The sequence below is a fragment of the Microbacterium sp. NPDC087868 genome (genome assembly GCF_044900755.1).
In the GTDB taxonomy this organism is placed as follows: domain Bacteria; phylum Actinomycetota; class Actinomycetes; order Actinomycetales; family Microbacteriaceae; genus Microbacterium; species Microbacterium galbinum.
In genome coordinates this window covers 861,379-881,036 of record NZ_JBJDNO010000001.1, presented here as the reverse complement: position 1 = coordinate 881,036, position 19,658 = coordinate 861,379, and the positions used below count along the sequence as shown (strand labels likewise).

The following is a 19,658-nucleotide window of genomic DNA, read 5'->3' as shown; positions in this document are numbered from 1 at the left end:
GCAATGCCTCAGATCAGCACCGCGTCGCCGGTGCTCTTCGACGGGCGACCGCGCTTGGGGCGCTCCTGCGTGAGGCCGAGGGCGAGGGCGTGCCGGGGGTGCGCCGCGAGCCGCTCCTCGAGATGGGTGAGCCAGCGATCCTCCGCCTCCGCCGCGAAGATCAGGGAGTCCATGACGAGCGAGCGGGCGAGCTGCTCGGCGTCGTCCGCATCCCCGATGTTCGTCGCCTCCGCGCGCAGGCGGACCAGGTTCCCCCGCGTCTCGGCGCGCTGCGCCCGGATGGCCGCACGCGCGTCGACGCCGGGCAGTGTGGCCGCCACGGCCAGCTTGATCGCGACCTCGTCGCGGACGGCGGTCGTGCGGACGACGGGGGAGGAGAGCCATCGCGCGACCTCGGCCGATCCGTCGGCGGTGATCTGCCAGTAGATGTGGCCCTGGGCATCCGCATCGAGTCTCGTGACGAGCCCGTCCCGCTCGAGTCGTTCGAGCGTGTTGTAGATCTGGCCGACGTTGAGCGGCCAGCGCGACCCCGTGCGTCGATCGAACTCGTGCCGCAGCTGGTAGCCGTAGCACGGCCCCTGGTCGAGGATCGCGAGCAGACTCTGCCGAACGGACATCGCCACCTCCTGAAGTGTTTTCCCAGCATATGCATACCTGGAAAAGCGTGGGAGCGCGGCCATGCAGGCGACGTGGAGGTCACGGCCCGGTAACATGACAACATATGCCTGGGGCACGCTCCGTCGTGCGCCGGCACTTTACCCACCAACAGGGAGATGACATCCGTGGCCAATCCTCTTGAGAAGCTGCTGCGCGCCGGCGAGGGGCGGGTCATCCGCCGCCTGAACCAGGTGGTCAAAGCCGTGGGAGCGCTGGAAGAGGACATCTCCAAGCTCACCGACGACGAGCTGCGCAACGAGACCGCCGAACTGCGTGCACGTTTCGAGAAGGGCGAGACGCTCGACCAGCTGATGCCCGAGGCGTTCGCCGCCGTCCGCGAGGCGGCCAAGCGCACGCTCGGCATGCGCGCCTACGACGTGCAGATCATGGGTGGCGCCGCGCTCCACCTCGGCAACATCGCCGAGATGAAGACGGGTGAAGGAAAGACGCTCGTCGCGACGTTCCCCGCCTATCTCAACGCGATCGCCGGCAAGGGCGTCCACGTCATCACGGTCAACGACTTCCTCGCGAGCTACCAGGCCGAGCTGATGGGACGCGTGTACCGCGCCCTCGGCATGACCACGGGCATCATCGTCTCGGGCCAGACCCCGGCCGTGCGCCGCGAGCAGTACGCCGCAGACATCACCTACGGTACGAACAACGAGTTCGGCTTCGACTACCTGCGCGACAACATGGCATGGCGCAAGGAGGACCTCGTCCAGCGCGAGCACTTCTTCGCCGTCGTCGACGAGGTCGACTCGATCCTCATCGACGAGTCCCGCACCCCGCTCATCATCTCCGGTCCGTCCTCCGGCGAGGCCAACCGCTGGTTCGCCGAGTTCGCGAAGATCGCCCGTACCCTCGAGGTGGGCGTCGACTACGAGGTCGACGAGAAGAAGCGCACCGTGGGAGTGCTCGAACCCGGCATCGAGAAGGTCGAGGATTACCTCGGCATCGACAACCTCTACGAGTCGGCGAACACCCCGCTCATCTCGTTCCTGAACAACTCGATCAAGGCGCTCGCGCTGTTCAAGAAGGACACCGACTACGTCGTGATGAACGACGAGGTCATGATCGTCGACGAGCACACCGGTCGAATCCTCGTCGGACGCCGCTACAACGAGGGCATCCACCAGGCGATCGAGGCGAAGGAAGCGGTGCCGGTCAAGGCCGAGAACCAGACGCTCGCGACCGTGACCCTGCAGAACTACTTCCGTCTCTACGAGAAGCTCGCCGGTATGACCGGTACGGCCGAGACCGAGGCCGCGGAGTTCATGTCGACGTACAAGCTCGGCGTGATCCCGATCCCGACGAACCGGCCGATGATCCGCAAGGACCAGCCCGATCTGGTCTACAAGAACGAGACCGCGAAGTTCGCTCAGGTCGTCGAGGACATCGCCGAGCGCCACGCCGCAGGTCAGCCGGTCCTGGTCGGTACGACGAGCGTCGAGAAGAGCGAATACCTCTCGCGTCTGCTCGCGAAGAAGGGCGTGAAGCACGAGGTGCTCAACGCGAAGAACCACGCGCGCGAGGCCGAGATCGTCGCCCGCGCCGGACGTCTGGGAGCGGTCACGGTCGCGACGAACATGGCCGGTCGTGGTACCGACATCATGCTCGGTGGAAACGCCGAGTTCCTCGCGGTCCAAGAGCTCAAGTCGAAGGGCCTCGACCCTGTCGAGACGCCCGAGGAGTACGAAGCGGCCTGGGACGAGACCTATGAGTCGATGAAGGGCATCGTCGCAGAGGAGGGCGAGAAGGTCACCGAAGCCGGCGGTCTCTACGTCCTCGGAACCGAACGGCACGAGTCGCGTCGAATCGACAACCAGCTGCGTGGTCGTTCCGGCCGTCAGGGCGACCCGGGCGAGAGCCGGTTCTACCTCAGCCTCACCGACGACCTCATGCGCCTCTTCCAGTCGGGGGCCGCCGAAGCGATCCTCTCGCGCACGAACTTCCCCGACGACGTGCCGATCGAATCGGGTCTGGTCTCGCGTGCCATCCGCAGCGCGCAGTCGCAGGTCGAGGCGCGCAACGCCGAGATGCGCAAGAACGTCCTGAAGTACGACGACGTCCTCAACCGTCAGCGCGAGGCCATCTACGCCGATCGCCGGCACATCCTCCAGGGCGATGACATCGCCGGTCGGGTGCAGCACTTCATCGAGGATGCCATCAGCGGCGTCGTCCGCGATCACACGGGCGAGGGCCACAACGAGAGCTGGGACTTCGACGCTCTGTGGACCGAGCTCAAGACCCTGTACCCCGTGAGTGTCACGATCGACGAGGTCGTCTCCGAGGCGGCCGGTCGCAAGGGTGGCATCACCGCGGACGGACTGACCCGCGAACTGCTCTCCGACGCGAAGATCGCGTACGAGGCCCGCGAGGAGACGCTCGGCGAGGCGGCGACGCGCGAGCTCGAGCGACGCGTGGTGCTGCAGGTTCTCGACCGTCGCTGGCGCGACCACCTCTACGAGATGGACTACCTCAAGGACGGCATCGGACTGCGGGCGATGGCTCAGCGCGACCCGCTCATCGAGTACCAGCGCGAGGGGTACGCGATGTTCCAGTCGATGATGGGACAGATCAAGGAGGAGTCCGTCGGCTACCTCTACAACCTCGAGGTCGAGGTGCGCCGTGCGGGCGACTCGCAGGTGACCGAGGTCGAGGCGAAGGGTCTCGCCGAGGGAGCCACCGAACAGCGTCTGGAGTACTCGGCCGCCAACGACGCCGGCGAGGTCGAGGTCCGCAACGATCGCGGTCAGGTCCAGCAGGCGGCGACCGACCGCCTGCGGCAGGCCGCCGCGCGCACGCAGGCACCGCAGGCCGAGCCCGAGGAGGCCCCGCGCGGAGCATTCGGCCAGCGCACGGATGCTCCGGCTCCGGCCGCCGGCAACCGCGAGCAGCGTCGGGCGCAGGGCAAGAAGAAGAAGTAGATCTCACCCGGAGAAGAGGGCCAGTCCATGTGGATTGGCCCTCTTTTCGTCCCTGTAGGCTTGGGCGATGACACCAACGCGCCACTTCGACCAGTCGTCGAAGCTCAAGAACGTCCTGTACGAGATTCGCGGAAACGCCCTCGTCGAGGCGGCGCGATTGGAAGCAGAGGGTCACAAGATCCTCAAGCTGAACACCGGAAATCCTGCGATCTTCGGCTTCGATGCGCCGCAGCAGATCGTCCAGGACATGCTCGCCGCACTGCCGACCGCACACGGGTACAGCGACAGCAAGGGCATCGTCTCGGCGCGCCGCGCGGTCGTCAGCCGCTACGAGGAGATCGAGGACTTCCCGCGCTTCGGACCGGAGGACGTCTTCCTCGGGAACGGCGTCTCCGAGCTCATCACGATGACCATGCAGGCGCTTCTCGACGAGGGCGATGAGGTGCTGATCCCGGCGCCGGACTATCCGCTCTGGACCGCGATGACGAGCCTGGCCGGAGGGACGCCGACCCACTACCTCTGCGACGAGGACAACGGCTGGCAGCCGGACCTCGAGGACATCCGCTCGAAGATCACGCCGCGCACCAAGGCGCTCGTGATCATCAACCCGAACAACCCCACGGGTGTCGTCTACTCCCGCGAGGTCCTCGAGGGGCTCGTGCAGATCGCGCGGGAGAACCAGCTGCTGCTGCTCTCGGACGAGATCTACGACCGCATCCTTTTCGACGGCGCGGTGCACATCCCGACCGCGACGCTTGCGCCCGACCTGCTCTGCCTGACCTTCAACGGTCTGTCCAAGACCTACCGTGTGGCCGGGTATCGCTCGGGTTGGCTCGTCATCACCGGGCCGCAGCAGCACGCGAAGGGCTTCCTCGAGGGCATCACCCTCCTCGCCTCCACCCGTCTGTGCCCGAATGTGCCCTCGCAGCATGCGGTGCAGGCGGCGTTGTCGGGAGTGCAGTCTATCGACGCGCTGATCGCGCCGAGCGGGCGGCTGCACGAGCAGCGCGATGTGGCCTGGCAGGGTCTCGAGTCGATCCCCGGCGTATCGTGCGTCAAGCCCGAGGGTGCGCTCTACGCGTTCCCGCGACTCGATCCGAACGTGCACGAGATCCGCGACGACGCGCGACTGGTGTACGACCTGCTGGTCTCCGAGCAGATCCTCCTCGTGCAGGGCACCGGGTTCAACTGGCCGACTCCCGATCACCTCCGCATCGTCACGCTCCCCGAGCCGCGCGTGCTGAGCGAAGCAGTCGAGCGGCTCGGGAACTTCCTCGCGAGCTATCGGCAGAACTAATCGTCGGCGCGGCGCCCGGGGCCAGCACGGCCGCCAGGCGCCGCGCGCCGGCGACGAGTGCTGATCGCGGGGTCAGATCCGACATCGGTCGGGCGTGCAGGAGAGCGGCGTCCGCCGCGCGCTGGTCGTGCGGAAGGAACAGCGGATCGGTGATGCCGGCGAACCGATCGAGCGTGTTCCGGATCTGCCCGCGGGCATCCAGGCCCAGGGGCCCCGGGCGAACCTGATTGACGACGACGGTGACCGGCGTCGGCGTCGTCAGGTTGCGCAGCTCGGCGTAGTCGCGGAGGAATCGGCTGACGCCGAGGGGGTCCGCCGACGCGACGGCGATGATCGCATCCGCCTCGTTCAGGGCGGCCGTCGTGGCGGCGTGCAGGCGGGGGCCGAGAACGTCGTACGTGGCTTCTTCGTCCGCATCGAACGAACCCGCCACATCGATGACGGTCTCCTCGGTCCATTCCCGGCAGGTCTGCAGGGCACGGGTGAGGCGGGAGGCCGAGAGTTCCGGCCATCGGCTGGGGCGATTGATGCCGGGGAGCACATCGAGGTCTCCGGCGCTCGTCGGCACCACGGTGGCGAGGCGGGTGAGTTCCGCGCTGTCGAGCCCGCCGAGCTCGGCACGGCGGCAGGCGGCGGCGATCCCGGGAGCGTCATCGCCGAGACCCAGGAGCAGCGCGAGGGAGGGCGCGACGGTGTCGGCGTCGACGAGGGCGGTGCGTCGACCGAGACGCGCGAGTTCGACGGCCAGCAGCATCGCAACGGTCGAGCGTCCGGGGGAGCCGTGCGGCCCCCACACGGCGATCAGACGATGCGGGAGGTCGCCGCGCGCGCGGTCCTGGATCGTTGCGGGTGTCCGGAGCGCGCGTGAGATCTGCCAGCCGGTGGCATCGACGGGCAACCCGGGCCCGATGCCGAACTTCTGGAGCAGGCGACTCTCCGCACCGCCCAGGGCGAGGATCCGTACGCCCGCCCGGTCACAGGCCGACACCAGCTCGGGCGTGAGGGTTTCTCGGCTCGCGGGCATCACGAGCGCCTGGGCGCCGGAGAGGAGCGTCGTCGCCGAGGTCGCCGAGACGATCGCGATGATGTGCTCGCCCTCGAGTTCGAGCTCGCGGGCGAGAGCGCTCGCGCGCGGCTCCTCGACGGCGAGGATCAGTCCCGTCATGACCCCGCACCGACCGGCACGACCGAGAGGGCTGCGCCGCCCGAGATCGCTGCGAGCACGTCGGCGACAGCGGCGCGGTCGACCACGATCTCGACGGCGCTGCGCGAAGCGGAGAGCATCCCCTCGGAATCGAGCACCTCCGCCACGATCGCATCGGCGACGAGGATGCGCGGCGCGTCATGCGTGCGGCCGTCCTCGAGCAGCGGCGCCTGCCAGAGCTCGACGACCATGCCCGCGTCGACGCCCTCGGGGATGCTGATGCTGCTCTCGATGACGAGCGTGGTGCTCCGACTGTCGTCGGCCCTCCCGGATGCCGTGTGCGGGACGAGTTCGCCCTCCGCGATGGTCCGAGCGGCGACCTGGCCGGATTCGAGATCCTGGGGCTGCAGATAGTCGTCGGTCAGCGCTCCGAGGGAGACGTCGACGACGCGGAAGTCCGCGGCGGTGATCGCCTCGCCCTGGATGATCGTGCGGTCGGCCTGCAGGATCGGCGTCGCGGAGTCCGCGGAGGACACGATCAGCCACACTCCGGTGATGGAGACCCCGACGAGGGCGATGCCGATGAGGAAGCGGAGGTCGCCCCAGAAGGCGCGACGCGGCCGAGAGAAAGTGCTCATGGCGACCCATGCTCACAGATATCCGCGAAACGGTCCGAGAGTTATCCACAACGGCGATGCCCGGACGCGGTGCGGATGCCGTGCGGGGCAGAATGGGTGCATGCCCGATCCGTCTCGCGTCGCTCCGCGCTACCTCGCCCCCGCGCAGGTGGCGGAGTTGTTGAGCGTCGAGATCGACGAGGTGATCGAGCTCGTCCTGGCCGGACGTCTGCGTGGCGCTCAGCTCGGTGTCCCCCCACGATGGCGCATCGAGGAATCGAGTATCGAGGGGTATCTGGCCGCGCAGTCGGAGGATTCCCGTCGGATGGCGCTCTGGCGTCAGTCACAGGAGGCGAGCTTCCCCGAGATCTGGGGAGCCTCCACCGCTCACAGACGCTGATCGCCGGCGAGCCGGATGGCGACCAGGGCCTCGAAGGGCACGATCCGGAAGCTCTGCACCGCACTCGCCAGTCTCGCGGTGCCCGCATCGTGCACAGCGAGATCGAGGTGATCGGCGCCCGCACGATCGATGGTCCCGTGCACGTCGTCGCCCCTCGTGGTGCTGACGTGGAGCGCGACGCGTCGGCGCGCCAGGTCGCGGAGCACGAACCCGAGGGTCATCCTCTCGCGCAGGATGCTGGGGGGATCGGCGTCCTCTTCGAGACTGCTCAACAGCATTCCGTGATCGCTGCCGAGGCTCTGGATCGCGCGCAGGGGGACGACGAGCATCGACCGGGAGGCGAGAGCACCGAGCGCGGTGGAAATCTCGGCCGCGAGCCAGTCGGCGCCCACGGTGCGCAGGATCACCGGCATCCGTCGCCCGTTCGCGAGCTCGATCACGATCGACGCACGCCGTGCGCTCATCGCACGCAGGCGCGTTCGCAGCGCGAGCTGTGAGATGCGCACACGCTCCGACTCCGCATCGAGAGCGACGCGCTCCGCCTCCCACTCCGACGCGAGCTGACCCTCGAGGTCCTCAAACAGCCTGTCCCAGTTCATCGGATCGAGCGTAGGGGAGGGCGAAGGGCGACATACGAGTTATCCACATACCTCTGTCGAAGGGCCCTGCGCGCGGGCTTCCGCGTGCTCTACTGGCTCGCGTTCCCCGACTGAGAGTGTGACGATGACGCTTCATGAGTACTTCGCGCGGCAGCCGACCCCGACCGTCGAGCTGCCCGATCCGGCCCCGCTGCTGCGCAGCCTCACCCAGGGTGTGCTCGAGGTGCTCGCCGGTGTGCGGGAGGTCGATCAGCTCGCTCGATGGTTCAGTGAAGACGCCTACCGCAGCCTGGTCACGCGATCGAACCTCTCGGCACGGGCGCGCAGCGCACGTGGAGTGGTGCCGGCCCGCCCCACCTTCGAGATCCGTTCCCTGCGCATCTCCGCTCCCGTCGACAGCGTGATCGAAGCGGTCGTCATCGTGGCAGGCCCCGGACGCACGCGTGCCGTCGCCGTGCGCCTGGAGGGGTTGGATCGGCGCTGGCGCGCGACGTCGCTGGCGATCCTCTAGAGCGAAGGACCGTAGGCTGGTGGGGTGTCGACCCTCACTGATCTCGCCCATGCCCAGGGCCGTCTGAACGACGGCGATGTCGAGTGGCTGCATCGCCTGGCCGGGGACGGTCAGCTGCTCGCCGATCTCTCATCGGCCGACATCGTCGTCTGGGTGCAGACCGACGACGGCTCCTTCATCGCGGTGGCCCATGCCCGCCCGAGCGGCGCGGCGACCCTCTTCTACCGGGACATCGTCGGGGAGCGCGTGCGTCCGCAGTGGCGTACCCAGGTGCAGGGGGCGTTCGACACCGCGGAGATCGTGGACTCGTCCTCACCCGATTGGTTCGAGGAGACGCCCACGCGGGTGCGCGCCGTGCCGATCGTGAACGCGCGGCGCTCGGGCGACGTGCCACCGTCCGTCATCGGTGTCGTCACCCGGCACACGAACCTCGGTGAGGCGCGCACGCCCTCCCGTCAGCAGATCACGTTCGACGACTGCGCCAACGATCTGTTCCGGATGATCGCCGACGGCAGCTTCCCGGATCTCGCGGCTCCGACCTCGCCGCGCCGCGGCGCTCCCCGTGCCTCGGACGGTCTGATCCGCATCGACGTCGACGGCATCACCACGTTCGCGAGCCCGAACGCCTTGTCCGCGTTCAACCGCATGGGATTCGACGACGAGCTCGAGGGCGAGTCCCTCGCCGAGGTGACCACACGTCTCGTCCCGCCCTCCCGGCAGGTCGACGAGTCGCTCCCCGTCGTCGTGACCGGACGGGCGCCGTGGCGCACCGACATCGAGGCGCGTGGGGTGACGGTCTCCCTCCGAGCGATTCCGTTGAAGGATCACGGCACGCGGATCGGCGCGATCCTGCTCTGCCGCGACGTCTCGGAGCTGCGTCATCAGGAGCAGGAACTCATCACCAAGGACGCGACGATCCGCGAGATCCATCACCGCGTCAAGAACAACCTGCAGACGGTGGCCTCCCTGCTGCGCATCCAGGCGCGCAGGACGCACTCCGACGAGGCCAGGGATGCGCTCACCCAGGCGATGCGACGCGTCGACGCGATCGCGGTCGTCCATGACACGCTCGCCCAGGGACTGACCCAGAAGGTGGACTTCGACGAGGTCTTCCATCGCGTCCTCAAGCTGGTCGCCGAGGTCGCCTCCGCTCCGAACACACGGGCGCAGACGCAGTCGACCGGTCGGTTCGGCGTGCTGCCGAGCGAGTACGCGACCCCGCTGGCGCTCGCGCTCACCGAGGTCGTCACCAACGCCGTCGAGCACGGGCTCGCGGGCCAGGAGGGCCTCGTCACGATCGACGCGGCACGCACCGAGGAGAATCTCCGGGTCACGGTGCACGACACCGGACACGGGCTGCCGGAGGGGCGGATCGGTCAGGGCCTCGGCACGCAGATCATCCGCACGCTCATCCAGGGCGAGCTCGGCGGCACGATCGAGTGGCGCGGCAGCGAGGGCGAGGGGACCTCCGTGGTCATCGACATTCCGCTGCGGTGGTTGCAGAAGTGAGCCGTCGAGGGAGCTGAGGGCACACGAAAGCCCCGCCGGACGAGGAGTTCTCGACGGCGGGGCTTTCGTGATGCGTCAGGAGGCGCGGCGGGCGCGTGCGGCGCGGCGCTTGAGGGCGCGGCGCTCGTCTTCGGAGAGGCCGCCCCAGACACCCGAATCCTGGCTGGACTCGAGTGCGTACTGCAGGCAGATCTCGGTGACCGTGCAGGTGGCGCAGACGGTCTTCGCCTTCTCGATCTGGTCGACGGCCGGGCCGGTGTTGCCGACCGGGAAGAACAGCTCGGGATCGACGGTCAGGCAGGCGGCTTTGTCGCGCCAGTCCATGGGGGCTCCTCGGTGTGGATTTCAGAATCGCGATGCGATGTCTCGATTCGGGTGACGGCTCGGGATCCGTTACCCTGTGTGAGATGCGGACGGTTGCCCGCGAAGTGTGATGCGGGCAGAGAGCCCGCCCCACGCCGCTGTGGGAGCACATGACTGTTTCTATTGTGTTACAGGAAACCTTCGAAATCAAGGCTTTTTGCCATTCACTCTCGATTCCCAGGAGACTCCGTGCGCGCACCCGGACTCGCCCTCGCCGCCGCGGCGGTGCTCGCCGCCGAGGGGGCCGCTCTCGTGGTCTTCGCCCTGATCGAGCTGATGGGGATCGGTGCCGGCGACGCGGCATCCGTGCCCACGGCTTTCGCGCTGATGGTGCTCACCCTGATCGGTGCGGCGGCGCTCTTCGCCTTCGCCTGGGGTGCCCGCGCGGGGCGCTCGTGGGCGCGATCCGGGGGCGTGGTGTTCCAGATCCTCGCGGTCGTGATCGCTCTCGCGTCACTGACCCTGCAGCCGATCCCGTGGGCGTTCGTGCTCGGGGCGGGTCTGCCGGGACTGCTCGGGTTCGTGCTCCTCATCGCGAGCACGCGGCGCGAGGCCGAGCTGCACGAGAACGACGGGCCCGCGGGCGACTGACGCGCCTCAGGCGTCGATACCGAGCAGCTTCCTCAGCCGGGCCACGTGTCCGGTCGCCTTCACGTTGTAGAGGGCGTGGGCGATCGCGCCGTCCTCGTCGATGACGAACGTGGAACGGATGACGCCCTCGATGACCTTGCCGTAGTTGACCTTCTCGCCCCAGGCGCCGTAGGCGCTGTGCACGGCGTGGTCGGGGTCGCTCAGAAGCGTGAAGGTCAGGCCGTCGCGCTCGCGGAAGGTCGCGAGCTTCTTCGGCTCGTCGCGCGAGATGCCGATCACGCGGTAGCCGGCGCCCTGGAGCGAGGAGATGCTGTCGCGGAAGTCGCACGCCTGCGTGGTGCAGCCGGGGGTCATCGCGGCCGGATAGAAGTAGAGCACCGTCTTCTCGCCGCGCAGATCGGAGAGCGAGACGCTCGTACCGTCCTGGTCGAGAAGGGTGAAATCGGGGGCGGGCGTTCCGGCTTCGAGGCGCTGAGTCACCCGTCCAGCCTATCGGCCGGTCGCCTGCTCCGCCTTGTCGGCGAACGTCTGCAACAGGCGTTGCAGAGAGTCCAGGCGGGCGAGGCCCGTCTCGCTGAGTTCGCCGCGCTCGGCCGCCTCGATGAGGGCGCAGTCCGGGGCATCCGCGAGGTGCGTGCATCCGCGCGGGCAGTTCTCCGCGATCTCGGCGAGTTCGGTGAAGGCCGCGAGGATGTTCTCGGGCTTCACATGCCCGAGGCCGAACGATCGCACACCCGGGGTGTCGATGACCCATCCGTTGCCGGTCGGCCCCTGGTAGCGCAGAGAGACCGTCGACGACGACGTGTGCCGACCGCGTCCCGTCACCTGGTTCACATGCCCGGTCGCCCGACCGGCGGTGGGGACGAGCGCGTTCACGAGCGTCGACTTGCCGACACCCGAGTGACCGACGAACACCGTGGAGTGCCCGACCAGCGCGGACCCGATCTCGTCGATCGGCATGACGTCCTGGGCACTGGTGAAGACGGTCAGATCGAGTCCGTCGAAGTGCGACAGGAAGTGCGCGGGGTCGGCCAGATCGGTCTTGGTCACGACGAGGAGCGGGCGGATGCCGGCATCGAGGGCGGCGACGAGATAGCGGTCGACGAGGCGTTCGCGGGGTTCCGGATCGGCGGCCGCGACGACGATGAGCATCTGATCGGCGTTCGCGACGATCACCCGTTCGACCTGATCGGTGTCGTCGGCGCTGCGGCGCAGGAGCGACGTGCGATCGACGATCCCGACGATGCGGCCGAGCGTGCCGTCCTCCCCGGAGAGGTCGCCGACGACGCGTGCCCGGTCACCCGTGACGATGGGGTTCCGGCGCAGTTCCCGGGCGCGGGCAGCGGTGATCGTGCGCTCGGTCGGGGAGTCCTCGTCGAGCAGCACGGAGTAGCGGCCGCGATCCACGCCGAGCACACGACCGATCTCGGCATCCTCGTGCGCAGGCCGACGCTTGGTCCGGGGCCTGTTCGCCTTCGGATTGGGGCGAGAGCGGATCGCGCTTTCGTCGTAGTCCTCGAAGTCGTCCTCGAGGTCGTCGTCGCCGTCGAGCCAGCTCACGCGGCCGCGCCTCGCAGCATCCGCTCCCACAGCAGCGTGAACTCGGGCAGCGTCTTCGCGGTGGTGCCGATGTCGTCGATCTCCACTCCGGGCACCCGGAGCCCGATCAGCGCGCCGGTGGTCGCCATCCGGTGGTCGTGGTGAGCGGCCCAGGTGCCGCCGTGCAGCGGGCGGGGGATGATCCGCAGACCGTCGGGGAGTTCCTCCGCCTCGCCGCCGAGCGCGCGGAGGTTGTTGATGAGAGCGGCGATCCGATCGGTCTCATGCAGGCGGATGTGACCGATCCCGCGGATCGTCGTGGGGCCGTCGGCGAAGGCCGCGAGGCCGACGAGGGTCGGGGTGAGTTCGCTCGCCGCCGACAGGTCGAGGTCGAGGCCGCGGATGACGCCGCCGGAACGGACGGTCAGAGCTCCGCCGTGCCGGCTGGCGTGGGCGCCCATCGCCTGGAGGATCTCGGGCAGCAGCGCTCCGGGCTGGGTGGAGTGCGCCGGCCAGCCGGTGATCGACACCGCCCCTCCGGTCACCATCGCCGCCGCGAGGAACGGGGCGGCGTTGGAGAGATCCGGTTCGATGGCGATCTCCTTGGCGCGCGGAACGCCGGCTTCGACGAGCCATTCCCCGGTCGCCGGACGTTCGATGCGGATGCCGCGACGGCTGAGGGCCTCGATCGTCATGTCGATGTGCGGGAGGCTCGGCAGGTGCTCTCCGGTGTGCACGAGGTGCAGGCCGACGTCGAAGCGCGGAGCGGCGAGCAGCAGACCCGAGACGAACTGGCTCGAGGCGGAGGCATCGATCTCGACGCGTCCACCGCGGATGCGTCCGTGCCCGCGGATGGTGAACGGCAGCGCCCAGGTGCCCTCGTCGTCGATGTCGACCCCGAGGTCGCGCAGGGCGCTGATCAGGCCGCCCATGGGGCGGTGCAGGGCAGTCTCGTGCGCGGTGAGGTGCACGTCGTGGGCCGCGAGGCCCGCGAGGGGCGCGATGAACCGCATGACCGTGCCGGCCTGGCCGCAGTCGACCGTGGTGCCCCCGGAGAGCTTCGCAGGGGTGACGACGAGGTCGGGTCCGAACTCGCCCCCGGCATCCACCTCCTCGATGCCGACGCCGAGCGCACGCAGCGCGTCGACCATCCGGCGGGAGTCGTCGGAGTGCAGTGGACTGATCAGACGACCGGGGCCGTCGGCGATCGCGGCGATGATGAGCTCACGGTTCGTGAGGGACTTCGAGCCGGGGATCGTCAGCGTCGCGTGGATCGGATCGTCGAAAACCGGCGCGGTGTAGGCGCCCGTGACGGGGGGAGGGGAATACCTGTTGGCGCTCATCGGTTTCCACCTTAGTGAACGGCGGCGTACCCGCCGAGGAGGAGAGCAGGATGCTGGCGACCTTGGAGCGTGGGTCGGTGGACATCAGCGGCCTAGACTGGCCCGTGATGGATGACACCGCAACCGCAGCGACCTCGAGCGACTCTCAGCGTGAGTTCGAGGAACAGGCGATCCCGTTCATGGATCAGCTGTACGCCGCCGCCATGCGCATGACGCGCAATCCCGCTGACGCCGCCGACCTCGTGCAGGAGACGTTCGTGAAAGCGTACGGCTCGTGGGCGACCTTCTCGCAGGGGACGAACCTCAAAGCGTGGTTGTACCGGATCCTCACGAACACGTACATCAACATCTACCGCAAGAAGCAGCGCGAGCCGTTCCAGGGCACGATCGACGAGCTCGAGGACTGGCAGCTGGGCGGCGCGGAATCGACGACCGCGTCGCACAGCAGGTCTGCGGAGGCCGAGGCGATCGATCACATGCCGGCGTCCGTCGTGAAGGACGCCCTGCAGGCGGTCCCCGAGGACTTCCGGTTGGCGGTGTACCTCGCGGATGTCGAGGGCTTCGCCTACCAGGAGATCGCCGACATCATGAAGACCCCCATCGGCACCGTGATGAGCCGTCTGCACCGTGGCAGACGGATGCTGCGGGAGCTGCTGGCAGATTACGCCGCGGAGCGGGGCATCGCCGCGGCTGAGAAGAGGAGCGGGAAATGAGCGACTGCGGTTGCGACAAAGCGCGTCAGGATCTGGAGGAGTACCTCCGCAACGAGGTGTGCAAGACCGAGCACACCGAGATCCGAGAGCACCTCGAGAACTGCCCGTCGTGCCGCGATGAGGTCCTCGTGGCGAAGACGCTCACCGAGGTCATCGCGCGCGCCTGCAAGGAGACCGCTCCCGAGGAGCTGCGTGATCAGGTGTTCGCCCGCCTGCGTGAGGCGCAGGCCGCGCAGCACTGACATCTCGGGCTCCGATGTCGTCAGCCACCCGTAGGGTGGAGGCATGACGCTCATCGACGCCCGCGACATTCCCGCCGACGCGACCTCCCGCGACCGACTGAACGGTTCGGGTCTCGATTATCGCGTGGTCGATCTGAGTGACGACGCGGCCGCGACGCCCTTCCTCCGCGCGGTCGGCCGCGGATTCCTCGGTGAGGAGTCGACCCCCGAGGCGCTCGCCCATAGCCGGCAGACCGTTTCGCAGCGTCGGACGACCGGGGTCTTCGAGACCGACGCGGCCTCCGGCGACCTCCCGGTCGCGACCATCGACTCGTGGGTGACGCCCTTGACGGTGCCCGGGGGAGCGGAGATCGGGATGTGGGCGATCAGCGGGGTGACCGTCGCCGCCACGCATCGGCGTCGGGGCGTCGCTCGTTCCCTCCTCGAGGGCGAGCTGCGCGCCGCCCACGGCGCGGGGATCGCGATCGCCGGGCTCACGGTGTCGGAGGCCACCATCTACGGCCGCTACGGCTTCGGGTCGGCGTTGCCGGCCGTGCGCTTCACCGTCGACACCCGGCGGGCGGGATGGGGCGGGCACGAACCGTCCGGACGCCTGGAGTACCGCGAGCGCGCGCAGCTCGTCGACGATCTCGCGACGGTCCACGAACGGGCCCGTCGCACGCGCGCCGGCCGCATCCGCGGGTGGGCGGGGCGATGGGAGCAGTTCGCCGGTACCGCCCCGGGCGAGACCGATCGCGACAAGGTGCGCGGTGTGCGCCACGTCGATGCCGACGGCGAGACCCGCGGTGTGCTCGTGTACACGGTGACCGATCGCAGCGGCAGCTTCCGATTCGGCCTGAACGTGCGGATGCTGGTGGCCGAGACCGCGGATGCCCGTGCAGCGCTGTGGCGGTTCGCCCTGCAGCACGACCTCGTCGACGAGGTCACCGCCGACCTGCAGACGGCGGATGACCCGCTGCCGTGGCTGGTGGCCGATCAGCGTGGCGTCACGCAGGAGGTGCACGACCACGGCTGGCTGCGAGTGCTGGATGTCGCTCGAGCACTGAGCGCGCGGAAGTACTCGGTTCCGGTCGATCTCGTGCTCCGCATCCACGACCCCCTCGGCTTCGCTGCGGGGGACTGGCGACTCCACGTCGACGTCTCGGGCGTGGCGACCGTCGAAGCGGCGGAATCCGCCGCACCGGATGCCGTCCTCGGCGTCGCCGCTCTGTCGTCGCTGTACGCGGGGGCGGTGCGCGCGACCGCGCTCGCCGGAGCGGGCCTCATCGATGCCGAGGCATCCGTCGTCGACCTCCTCGACCGTGCCTTCTTCACGTCTCCCGCGCCCTCGCTCGACATCTGGTACTGATCGCGCGGAGCGTACGCAGAAGGGCCCCCGACCGGAGTCGGGGGCCCTTCTGCGTACGAGTGAACGTCAGGCCGTGGTCAGCGCCTCGCGCAGGAGCGTGGCCTGCTCGGCGGCGTGCACCTTCGACGACCCGGTCGCGGGCGATGCCGACGCGGCGCGAGCGACGGGTCGGAATGCGCGGTCCCCGGGAACGTCCGCGAACGCGAGTGCCAGGAACGGCCAGGCGCCCTGGTTCTCCGGCTCCTCCTGCACCCACACGAGCTCGGCGTTCGGGTACGAGTCGGTGATGGCCTTGAGCTCGTCGATCGGCGTCGGGTAGAGCTGCTCGAGACGCACGAGCGCTACCTCGGGGTTCGGGTTCTTCTCGAGCTCGGCGCGCAGATCCCAGTGGACCTTGCCCGAGTGCACGAGCACGCGCTTGACGGCGCTGCGGTCGAGAGCGCGGTCATCATCGATCACCGGCTCGAAGCGCCCCTGCGTGAACGCCTCGACGGGGCTGGTCGCGCCGCGCAGACGCAGCATGGCCTTCGGCGTGAAGACGATCAGCGGCTTGCGCGGACGGGCGTACGCCTGTCGGCGCAGCAGGTGGAAGTACGAGGCCGGCGTCGACGGACGCGCGACGATCATGTTCTCCTGGGCGCAGAGCTGCAGGAACCGCTCGATGCGTGCCGACGAGTGGTCGGGCCCCTGGCCCTCGTAGCCGTGGGGGAGCAGCAGGGTGACGCTGGACTGCTGACCCCACTTCTGCTCGGCGGCCGAGATGTACTCGTCGATCACGGACTGGGCGCCGTTGACGAAGTCGCCGAACTGCGCCTCCCAGAGGACGAGGGCCTCGGGGGCCTCGACCGAGTAGCCGTACTCGAATCCGAGCGCCGCGTACTCGCTGAGCAGGGAGTCGTAGACGAAGAAGCGGCCCTGGGCGTCGGAGAGGTTGGAGAGCGGCAGCCACTCCTGGCCGTTCGCACGGTCGTGGAGGGTGGCGTGGCGCTGGACGAACGTTCCGCGGCGCGCATCCTGACCCGCGAGACGCACCGGGGTGCCTTCGACGAGGAGCGATCCGAACGCGAGCAGCTCGCCGAAGCCCCAGTCGATGCCTCCGTTGCGGCTCATGTCGAGGCGCTTCTCGAGCAGCTGCTGGATCTTCGGGTGCACGGTGAAGCCCTCGGGCTTGTTCACGAACGCATCGCCGATGAGCTGGATGACCTCACCCGCGACACCGGTGACATCCGGTGCGCCGACCTGGCCGTCGACCGGCGGCAGCTCGGGCGCGATCGGGGTGGCCCCGGTCTCGGCGGCATGCGTCTCGGCGAACGCGATCTCGAGCCGGTTCTGGAAGTCGGCCTTGGCCTCGTCGTACTCCTGCTCGGTGATGTCACCGCGACCGACGAGCGACTCGGTGTACAGACGGCGCACGGAACGCTTGGCCTGGATCAGGTCGGTCATCAGAGGCTGCGTCATCGAGGGGTCGTCGCCCTCGTTGTGACCGCGACGGCGGTAGCAGACGAGGTCGATCACGACATCGCGGTGGAAGCGCTCGCGGTACTCGAAGGCGAGCTGCGCGACGTGGATCACGGCTTCGGGGTCGTCGCCGTTCACGTGGAAGACCGGCGCCTGGATGGTCTTCGCGACATCCGTGGCGTACACCGAGGTGCGGCCGTCGTTCGGGGTCGTGGTGAAGCCCACCTGGTTGTTCACCACGACGTGGATCGTGCCACCGGTGCGGTAACCGCGCAGCTGCGACATCTGCAGGGTCTCGACGACGACGCCCTGACCGGCGAAGGCCGCGTCGCCGTGCACGAGGATCGGCAGCCAGGCGAACGTGCCGATCGGCTTGCGGTCCTGCTTCGCACGGACGATGCCCTCGAGCACGCCGTCGACGGTCTCGAGGTGCGAGGGGTTGGCGGCGAGGTAGACCGGGAGCTCCGATCCGTCGTCGGCCACGAAGGTGCCCTCGGTGCCGAGGTGGTACTTCACGTCACCGGAGCCGCGCTGGTTGCCCGGGGTCTGGGTGCCCTCGAACTCCTGGAACACCTGGCCGTAGGTCTTGCCGGCGATGTTCGTGAGCACGTTGAGGCGGCCGCGGTGCGCCATACCGATGGCGGCGCCCTCGAGGCCGGCGGTCGCGGCACCCTGGAGGATCTCATCGAGCAGCGGGACGAGCGACTCGCCGCCCTCGAGCGAGAAGCGCTTCTGGCCGACGAACTTCGTCTGCAGGAAGGTCTCGAACGCCTCGGCCTCGTTGAGCTTGCGGAGGACCCGCAGCTGCTCGTCGTGGCCGGGCTTCTGGTACTTGACCTCGACCTTCTCCTGGAACCAGCGGCGCTGCTCCGGGTCCTGGATGTGCATGTACTCGATGCCGAGCGTGCGGCAGTACGAGTCGCGCAGGACTCCGAGGATGTCACGCAGCTTCGCGACGCGACGTCCGCCGAAGCCACCGGTGACGAACTCGCGGTCGAGGTCCCAGAAGGTGAGCCCGTGGCTCTCGATCTCGAGGTCGGGGTGCGAGCGCTGGCGGTACTCGAGGGGATCGATGTCGGCCATGAGGTGGCCGCGGACGCGGAAGGAGTTGATGAGCTCCTGCACGCGGGACTGCTTGTCGACACGCTCGGCGAGGTCGACGGCGATGTCGGGGTTCCAGTGGATGGGTGCGTACGGGATGCGCAGCGCCGCGAAGATGTCGTCGTAGAAGCCGCGCTGCCCGATGAGGAGCTCGTGCACCTTCTTGAGGAACTCGCCCGATCCCGCGCCCTGGATGACGCGGTGGTCGTAGGTGCTGGTGAGCGTGATCGTCTTGCCGATCGCCAGCTCGTTGAGCGTCTTCTCGCTCGCGCCCTGGAACTCGGCCGGGTACTCGAGGGCCCCGGCGCCGATGATGCAGCCCTGGCCCTTCATCAGACGCGGGACGGAGTGCACCGTGCCGATGCCGCCCGGGTTCGTGAGCGAGACCGTCGTGCCCTGGAAGTCGCCGGCGGTGAGCTTGTTGTTGCGCGCGCGGGTGACCAGGTCTTCGTAGGCCGAGAGGTACTCGGTGAAGGTCATGGTGTCGGCGCGCTTGATGCTCGGCACCATGAGGGCGCGCGTGCCGTCGGGCTTCGGCAGATCGATCGCGATGCCGAGGTTGACGTGCGCGGGGGCGACGACGGAGGGCTTGCCGTCGACCTCGGCGTAGAACACGTTCTGGCTGCGGAACTCGTCGAGCGTGCGGATGAGCGCCCAGCCGATGAGGTGGGTGAAGCTGATCTTTCCGCCTCGGGTGCGCGCCATGTGGTTGTTGATGACGATGCGGTTGTCGATCATCAGCTTGGCGGGGATGGTGCGGACGCTCGTCGCGGTGGGGACGGTGAGCGACTCGTCCATGTTGGCCGCGAGGGTCTTGGGCATGCCTCGGAGGACGGTGACCTTGTCTTCCTCGGCCTCGTCCGCGGGGGCCGGGGACGGGTCCTTGGCGGCGGGCTTGGGCGCCTGCGCCGGGATCGGAGCCGCCGCTGCCGGCTTCGCCGTCGTGCGCGCCACGGGCTGCGATCCGATCACGGGGATCGGGGCCGTCACCGGGTGGGCGGGCTGCTCGGCCGCCGGGGTGCTGGCGGGGGCCGTCGCACCGGCGTTCTCGGAGTGGTACTTCTCGAGGATCGGCCACCATTCCTTGTCGACGGAATCGCGGTTCACCTTGAACTGCTCGTAGAGCTCTTCGACGAGCCAGGAATTGGCTCCGAACCCCCCGTCGCCCCCGACGCCGGTCACCTGGTTCGACACGCTCGATCGCCCTCTTTCATCGCTGAAGATTCACAGTGCTCGCGGGACGCAGGATGCGCCCAGGTCCGCACACTCTCGATCGACAAGCCTAACGTGTTTCCCGGT

At 68.7% G+C, this 19,658-nt stretch carries 18 protein-coding genes; 9 read left to right on the top strand and 9 right to left on the bottom strand.

Annotated elements, in window-relative coordinates:
- Nucleotides 1-8 precede the first annotated feature (8 nt).
- The gene (locus ACI2JZ_RS04405; protein ID WP_404596617.1) at nt 9-617 is read right to left on the bottom strand and encodes a helix-turn-helix transcriptional regulator; all 609 of its coding nucleotides are present in this window, start codon (nt 615-617) and stop codon (nt 9-11) included.
- Between the two features lie 165 nt (nt 618-782).
- Between ACI2JZ_RS04405 and secA the strand changes: the two genes are divergently transcribed.
- Together secA and ACI2JZ_RS04395 are read left to right on the top strand one after the other, a co-directional pair.
- Complete coding sequence (gene secA / locus ACI2JZ_RS04400; protein ID WP_247622860.1) at nt 783-3,584, top strand: preprotein translocase subunit SecA; 2,802 nt, start codon at nt 783-785, stop codon at nt 3,582-3,584.
- A gap of 67 nt (nt 3,585-3,651) precedes the next feature.
- The gene (locus tag ACI2JZ_RS04395) at nt 3,652-4,881 is read left to right on the top strand and encodes a pyridoxal phosphate-dependent aminotransferase (protein ID WP_247632490.1); all 1,230 of its coding nucleotides are present in this window, start codon (nt 3,652-3,654) and stop codon (nt 4,879-4,881) included.
- Here ACI2JZ_RS04395 and ACI2JZ_RS04390 read toward each other — a convergent pair.
- Both ACI2JZ_RS04390 and ACI2JZ_RS04385 read right to left on the bottom strand, forming a co-directional pair.
- Nucleotides 4,802-6,046: a CpaE family protein gene (locus tag ACI2JZ_RS04390; RefSeq protein WP_404596615.1), complete on the bottom strand. Its 1,245-nt coding sequence runs from the start codon at nt 6,044-6,046 to the stop codon at nt 4,802-4,804. The genes ACI2JZ_RS04395 and ACI2JZ_RS04390 overlap by 80 nt on opposite strands.
- Complete coding sequence (locus tag ACI2JZ_RS04385) at nt 6,043-6,663, bottom strand: SAF domain-containing protein (protein WP_404596614.1); 621 nt, start codon at nt 6,661-6,663, stop codon at nt 6,043-6,045. The genes ACI2JZ_RS04390 and ACI2JZ_RS04385 overlap by 4 nt, the downstream gene beginning before the upstream one ends.
- A gap of 100 nt (nt 6,664-6,763) precedes the next feature.
- Between ACI2JZ_RS04385 and ACI2JZ_RS04380 the strand changes: the two genes are divergently transcribed.
- Nucleotides 6,764-7,042, top strand: coding sequence for a helix-turn-helix domain-containing protein (locus tag ACI2JZ_RS04380; protein ID WP_404596613.1), 279 nt, complete (start codon nt 6,764-6,766; stop codon nt 7,040-7,042).
- On the opposite strand, the gene ACI2JZ_RS04375 is transcribed toward ACI2JZ_RS04380, so the two are convergent.
- Nucleotides 7,030-7,641 carry a hypothetical protein gene (locus tag ACI2JZ_RS04375; RefSeq protein WP_404596612.1) on the bottom strand — a complete coding sequence of 204 codons (612 nt, stop codon included), beginning with the start codon at nt 7,639-7,641 and terminating at the stop codon, nt 7,030-7,032. The genes ACI2JZ_RS04380 and ACI2JZ_RS04375 overlap by 13 nt on opposite strands.
- Before the next feature lie 124 nt (nt 7,642-7,765).
- Here ACI2JZ_RS04375 and ACI2JZ_RS04370 point away from each other — a divergent pair, with 124 nt between their 5' ends.
- Both ACI2JZ_RS04370 and ACI2JZ_RS04365 read left to right on the top strand, forming a co-directional pair.
- Nucleotides 7,766-8,152: an Rv3235 family protein gene (locus tag ACI2JZ_RS04370; RefSeq protein WP_404596611.1), complete on the top strand. Its 387-nt coding sequence runs from the start codon at nt 7,766-7,768 to the stop codon at nt 8,150-8,152.
- A gap of 24 nt (nt 8,153-8,176) precedes the next feature.
- Entirely contained in the window at nt 8,177-9,661 is a 1,485-nt protein-coding gene (locus ACI2JZ_RS04365) for a sensor histidine kinase (protein WP_247622853.1), read from the top strand.
- Between the two features lie 75 nt (nt 9,662-9,736).
- On the opposite strand, the gene ACI2JZ_RS04360 is transcribed toward ACI2JZ_RS04365, so the two are convergent.
- Nucleotides 9,737-9,985 carry a WhiB family transcriptional regulator gene (locus ACI2JZ_RS04360; protein WP_028503730.1) on the bottom strand — a complete coding sequence of 83 codons (249 nt, stop codon included), beginning with the start codon at nt 9,983-9,985 and terminating at the stop codon, nt 9,737-9,739.
- A 228-nt stretch (nt 9,986-10,213) separates the two neighbouring features.
- Between ACI2JZ_RS04360 and ACI2JZ_RS04355 the strand changes: the two genes are divergently transcribed.
- Complete coding sequence (locus tag ACI2JZ_RS04355; protein ID WP_404596610.1) at nt 10,214-10,615, top strand: hypothetical protein; 402 nt, start codon at nt 10,214-10,216, stop codon at nt 10,613-10,615.
- Between the two features lie 6 nt (nt 10,616-10,621).
- Here the strand turns inward: ACI2JZ_RS04355 and bcp are convergent, their stop codons facing one another.
- From bcp to aroA, 3 genes are read right to left on the bottom strand one after another with little or no spacing between them, the layout of a single operon-like run.
- Nucleotides 10,622-11,095, bottom strand: a complete 474-nt coding sequence (bcp, locus tag ACI2JZ_RS04350) for a thioredoxin-dependent thiol peroxidase (protein WP_247622851.1) — start codon at nt 11,093-11,095, stop codon at nt 10,622-10,624.
- 9 nt (nt 11,096-11,104) lie between these two features.
- Entirely contained in the window at nt 11,105-12,175 is a 1,071-nt protein-coding gene (gene rsgA / locus ACI2JZ_RS04345) for a ribosome small subunit-dependent GTPase A (RefSeq protein WP_247622850.1), read from the bottom strand.
- Complete coding sequence (gene aroA / locus ACI2JZ_RS04340; RefSeq protein WP_404596609.1) at nt 12,172-13,497, bottom strand: 3-phosphoshikimate 1-carboxyvinyltransferase; 1,326 nt, start codon at nt 13,495-13,497, stop codon at nt 12,172-12,174. Before aroA ends, rsgA begins: the two co-directional genes overlap by 4 nt.
- 50 nt (nt 13,498-13,547) lie before the next feature.
- Between aroA and ACI2JZ_RS04335 the strand changes: the two genes are divergently transcribed.
- Genes ACI2JZ_RS04335 through ACI2JZ_RS04325 form a run of 3 tightly spaced genes read left to right on the top strand, consistent with a single transcriptional unit; the run spans nt 13,548 to nt 15,800 of the window.
- A complete protein-coding gene (locus ACI2JZ_RS04335; RefSeq protein WP_281731228.1) occupies nt 13,548-14,210 on the top strand; it encodes a sigma-70 family RNA polymerase sigma factor in 663 nt (220 codons plus the stop codon).
- Complete coding sequence (locus ACI2JZ_RS04330; RefSeq protein ID WP_247622847.1) at nt 14,207-14,452, top strand: anti-sigma factor; 246 nt, start codon at nt 14,207-14,209, stop codon at nt 14,450-14,452. The genes ACI2JZ_RS04335 and ACI2JZ_RS04330 overlap by 4 nt, the downstream gene beginning before the upstream one ends.
- A 43-nt stretch (nt 14,453-14,495) precedes the next feature.
- Complete coding sequence (locus ACI2JZ_RS04325) at nt 14,496-15,800, top strand: GNAT family N-acetyltransferase (protein WP_404596608.1); 1,305 nt, start codon at nt 14,496-14,498, stop codon at nt 15,798-15,800.
- 66 nt (nt 15,801-15,866) lie between these two features.
- On the opposite strand, the gene ACI2JZ_RS04320 is transcribed toward ACI2JZ_RS04325, so the two are convergent.
- Nucleotides 15,867-19,553, bottom strand: a complete 3,687-nt coding sequence (locus tag ACI2JZ_RS04320) for a multifunctional oxoglutarate decarboxylase/oxoglutarate dehydrogenase thiamine pyrophosphate-binding subunit/dihydrolipoyllysine-residue succinyltransferase subunit (protein ID WP_247955938.1) — start codon at nt 19,551-19,553, stop codon at nt 15,867-15,869.
- Nucleotides 19,554-19,658: the final 105 nt, after the last annotated feature.